The organism is Rhodobacter maris (genome assembly GCF_900217815.1).
Classification (GTDB): Bacteria; Pseudomonadota; Alphaproteobacteria; order Rhodobacterales; family Rhodobacteraceae; genus Rhodobacter; species Rhodobacter maris.
Genome location: NZ_OBMT01000035.1, coordinates 1 through 4,524 on the forward strand (window position 1 = coordinate 1; position 4,524 = coordinate 4,524).

Genomic DNA, 4,524 nt, shown 5'->3' on the forward strand with positions numbered 1-4,524 from the left:
CGCTGGTCGCCCGCAGCCTGACGCGCCGCATGCGCGCAAAGCATCTGCCGGTAGAACCGCTTGCGCGCCGCCCGAAACCCGCGAACGGCGCGGGTATCGGGATGAAGCGCCCGGACCGCCGCACGCAGGACGGCGAGGGGCGATGCCGTCAGCGGCAGACCGAGGCGCAGATATGCGGGATCGGTCATGTCAACGGCCCGGTGAAGATCGGGGCCAGATCGACGGCCGAGGGCGCCATCTGCCGCGCGCAGGGGGACTTCGGTCATGGTCATCTGGTCAACTCCGGTTCGGGAAAAGGGGGGGATGCCGGACCGGGCGATCTCTCTGCCCGGCGGCGCCCCAAGCCCCCCCTGCCCTTCTCGATCTCTCCGCCCTCACGCCGCGAGCTGCAGCGCGCGGGCGGCGACGACACGCCAGAGCGGATCGACGAGCCGCCCCTCGAGGTGATCGGCGCGACGGCGCAGATGCGCCACGAACCCCTGTTCGCGCCATCCCGCCGCCTGGCTCGCCCGCGCGCGCAAGCCGCTCGCCTCGCGCAACACCGAACGGGCCTCGGGCGCGGAGAGCACGGGGTTGCACCAGGCAATCGCACCATCGGCCAGCTCTCCCGCCAGCACGAGCCGCTCTTCACGATCGAGGATCACCATCATGTGCGGGGCAACGTCGGGGCCGACTTCCTGCGCCAGCACGACCGCGGCGAACATCGCATCCGCGAGCGTCGCATAGCGATCGAGTTCCACCGGGCGGTCCTGCCCGGCCATCGCCGCTCCAGGATCCGGGGAGACAAGTTTCAGAACGAAGGGCAGATCGGGATTGGGCGCGGGCCGCGCATCGGCGTCAAACCGCATCGTCGAAGTGGCCTTTCGCGCGTGGCATTCTTGATCAAGCATCTCGGATTCTCCTGCGACGGGGGTGGGAAGCCTCTCTCCCCGCCATCACCGTCACCCCCCAAACCGCCGCCCTCTTCCTCGAGGGCGACGGCTCGGGGTCGGGCTTGATCGTCAGAGCTTGCCCAAGTCCCTCAGGCTCAGCTCCGTTCCCGCGCCGACGATGATGTGGTCATGCAGGGTCAGGCCGAGGTAGCGGCAGCCCTTCTGGATTTCCTTCGTCATGCCGAGATCGGCTTCCGAAGGTGTCGGATCCCCCGAGGGATGGTTGTGGATCAAGATCAGCGCGCTCGCGTTCAGCATCAGCGCCCGCTTGATCACCTCGCGCGGATAGACGGGGACGTGATCGACCGTGCCGGTCGAGAGTAGTTCGTCGGAGATGATGCGGTTCTTGCGGTCGAGATAGAGCACATAGAACCGCTCGATCGGTCCGCGCACGGTGAGCGCGCAATAATCGAGCAGCGCTTGCCAGCTGCCGATCACCGGGTTCTGGCTGAGATAACGGCCAAGGATATCGCGGGCCTCGAGGATGATGGTTTCTTCCTGGGGGGTCATGGGGGTCTCGCTGAAGTGCAAGCGCCGAACCCCCCGCCCTTGCGGGCGGGGGATCCGCGGCGTTGTGCTGAAAAGGAGAGAGGCGCGACCGCCACACAGGTGGTCGCGCCGTCGAACGCTGTCTCAGCCGACCCTGTCGAGCAGCTTCTTGGCCCGCCCTTCCATGTCAAGGCGGACATCTTGCTGGGTCTTGTCGCGCGCGAGCCGGGTGATCCCCTGCACGAAGTCAAAGATGCTTTCGGGCGGGCGGCCCTCTTCCATCAGTACCTTCTCGATGATCTTGGCGGATTCGGCCTTCGAGAAGCCACGTTTCCTCAGGAAATCATCCCGGTCCTCGTCGCTCCGCGCCACGATCTGCTGCCGCGCGGCCTGGATGCCGTTCACGAACCCCTGCGGCGAGGAATTGGCGAAGCGCGTCAGGGCCGGGGCCGCTTCATGCGCGAAGCGCGAGGCGGCGTATTTCGAGTGGCGGATCTTGATCTCCTGAAACTCCTCGACGCCCCAGAGGTTGCGGTTCTGGCACACCGCCCTGAGGTAAAAGCTCGCCATGCCAAGCGTCTTCGCCCCCACCTCGGAGTTCCAGCAATAAAAACCCCGGAAATAGAGATCGGGGGAGCCGTCGGCCAACCGCCCCGCCTCGATCGGGTTGTGATCGTCGACGAGGAACAGGAAGACGTCGCGATCCGAAGCATAGAGTGTGGTCGTGTCGCGGCTGATCTCGACATCGGGGTTGTAGCCCCCCGTCGACCAGTCGAGCACACCCGGCACCTTCCAGCGCGTATCGCCGGTGCCATTGCCCGCGAGGCGCTGCACCGCTTCGACCAGTTCGAAGTCATGGATACGGCCGTAGTCGGGCCCGGTCACGGCGCGCAGTTCGGTGCGGCCATCTTCGGTTTCGAAGGTCTTGACCTGCTCGGCGCGGTGGTTGGAGAGGCCATATTGCAGGTTGATCCCGGCGAGCGGCGCCGGCAGCTGCCGCAGGTACGAGGCCGGGGCGCCGACGATACTGGCAAGCTGGCCGAAGGCCCAATGCGTGGGCGCAACCGGTTCGTGCGCTTTCGGCAGGACCAGATGCAACCGCTCGGCGCTGTCGCGCGCGGCCTCGACGCGAATATCGGCCGTCTGCACAACCCGGCTGCGGCTGCGCTCGGAACGGCCCTTCACCGAGGCCCAAAGATCGTCGAGCGACAGATACCGCTCGTCATCGGGCCGGTTGAACCATTCGGACGACACCCGCCCGTTGCGCTCCCCCCGGCTCACATCTACCTTCCAGCCACCAGCCCGCGCCGGTGCGACCGGATCCAGAACTTCCACAACGCCCATCGGCATTCCTCCGCGACAGGCGCCGGGAGCCTCTCTCCCAGCCCTCAACCCGTCACCGGAAAACCGGCCAACCTCAAACTCTGTCGGGCAAACGGCGCTAAGTCGGAGGCGCCGCACGCCCGCAACTCGCTGGTGTTGACCTGCGTTCAAAAATGGCAGAGGTTAAACAAGGCCTTTCTCGCAGGCCGGTGTGCCCGCCACGCGAAGCTTTGCAGCGATCTTGATTTCGAACAGCAGACCTCATGCCATCGGCGGGTCTGATTAGCAGCGGGCACCTAGTCAGATCCAGCTTGGACATGGATCATGACAGAAAACACTAAGCTTAAAACTTTGAAACTCCTGGCGAAGCGTTACGCTAGGGCGACGGGTCAACCACAGCACGTAGCGCTCGACTTTGTTGCCAGTCGAATGGGCTTTGCTCATTGGAATGCGTTGACAGGCAGCGCCAAAGGAGAGTGGGTTCCCTCCGAAGCACAAGTTGCCACGATCAAGGCCTTCGTGGAACGGATCACTTCCTACGAGGGTGCGACCTTCGGCCATATCTTGGGAAGCCCCGATGCCGTCACTCAAGGAGAAGTACGGGGGCATCCATACGAACTGAAAACAATGCTTGGTGACGTCCGCATGGATGGTGAGGGTTGGCAGATCGTGCTGCCAGAAAACCCTTTGGCCGCCCCTCGTGTCGAGATCGACATCAAGCATGCCCAGACCAGCCCGATGAACGATCGCGTGCTACGTGAAGAAGCCATAGGGATTGCGAGGGAATTGATGCAGAGCGTCAAGGCGCGGCGATTTGCCGATTGGCCACGGCGCGCCACAAAGCCGGATGCGGAAGGAAATGTGCGGCACCCGTTCTTGGAGATGGAGGAATCGAACCTCTGGTACTGCCTTCACTGCAACTCAGAGATCACCGGCCCACAGATCGCTGGAAACCAATGGCACTGCCCCAGCTGCGGCGCATCACCAATCAACATTTTTCCAGAAGCCTTCTGGCTGGAACCGACCGATGAAAAACCAGTGCCAGTCCAATCCCGCGCCGATAGGCAAGAGATTGAACCCATCGTGTCAATTATAGATCCGCGGCCAAGGCTTGACCTCAACAGTGACCAGGTGACCCATTTGATCCGGACTGCCCTGTTCGAGGATGCGACCAATGCCAGCGAGCGCATGGGAGCGAGTCTGGCCGAAATCTGGGTTGATGACGATCTCGACGTGGTTGTTTCCTTCGAGGATCACTACTGGCCCGAGGACAAAGAGCCGACTGCTGCGATCGAAGTGGCCGCACTGCTCGGAATCGAGATTGAGTTGGAAGTTGCTTGGTCGGATCCGTTGTTCGCATGGCCCGGTTTGGGCACCGTGACCCAGAGCACGGCCGAATATACGCGTTTGATGCTCGACGCGTATCGCAGTCACGGCGCGACCAGAACCAAAGACGAAATCTAGCTCGTGCGCACGTTGAACAACTAGGCGCATTCAAGGCGCTCAGCACCGGAAGGCAAGCGTGGATGCCTTTTCCAGTGGCCCGAAGAGACTTTTAGCCCGGCGGGTTTCCCCGCCGGGCCTGAGGGGGAGACCCCGTTCAGAACGGGATCTCGTCGTCGCGATCGACCAGCTCGGGGTTTTCGTTCTCGGCCGACTTCGGGCGGCTCAGGAAGTCGACCTTCTCGGCGATGATCTCGCAGCCGTAGCGGTCGGTCCCCGCGCTGTCGGTCCACTTGGTGTAGTGGATGCGGCCGTGGACGAGGACCTTCATGCCCTT

General features: G+C 63.5%; 6 protein-coding genes. 1 reads left to right on the forward strand and 5 read right to left on the reverse strand.

Going from position 1 to position 4,524, the window contains the following annotated elements:
• From CRO22_RS18215 to CRO22_RS18230, 4 genes are all read right to left on the reverse strand, one after another.
• Positions 1-272: hypothetical protein (locus CRO22_RS18215; RefSeq protein WP_394341508.1), on the reverse strand; the 272-nt coding region annotated here is incomplete at its 3' end.
• 102 nt (positions 273-374) lie between these two features.
• Positions 375-890: a DNA repair protein RadC gene (locus CRO22_RS18220; protein ID WP_097071563.1), complete on the reverse strand. Its 516-nt coding sequence runs from the start codon at positions 888-890 to the stop codon at positions 375-377.
• A gap of 111 nt (positions 891-1,001) precedes the next feature.
• On the reverse strand, positions 1,002-1,442 hold the full coding sequence (locus tag CRO22_RS18225; protein ID WP_097071564.1) for a JAB domain-containing protein: 441 nt from the start codon (positions 1,440-1,442) through the stop codon (positions 1,002-1,004).
• Between the two features lie 123 nt (positions 1,443-1,565).
• Entirely contained in the window at positions 1,566-2,765 is a 1,200-nt protein-coding gene (locus CRO22_RS18230; protein WP_097071565.1) for a DUF932 domain-containing protein, read from the reverse strand.
• A gap of 303 nt (positions 2,766-3,068) precedes the next feature.
• On the opposite strand from CRO22_RS18230, the gene CRO22_RS18235 reads away from it, so the two are divergent.
• Positions 3,069-4,208 (forward strand): hypothetical protein, encoded by a 1,140-nt coding sequence (locus tag CRO22_RS18235; RefSeq protein WP_245861032.1) that lies wholly within the window; start codon positions 3,069-3,071, stop codon positions 4,206-4,208.
• A gap of 136 nt (positions 4,209-4,344) precedes the next feature.
• Here CRO22_RS18235 and CRO22_RS18240 read toward each other — a convergent pair.
• On the reverse strand, positions 4,345-4,524 hold a 180-nt coding region (locus CRO22_RS18240), incomplete at its 5' end, for a single-stranded DNA-binding protein (RefSeq protein WP_141399490.1).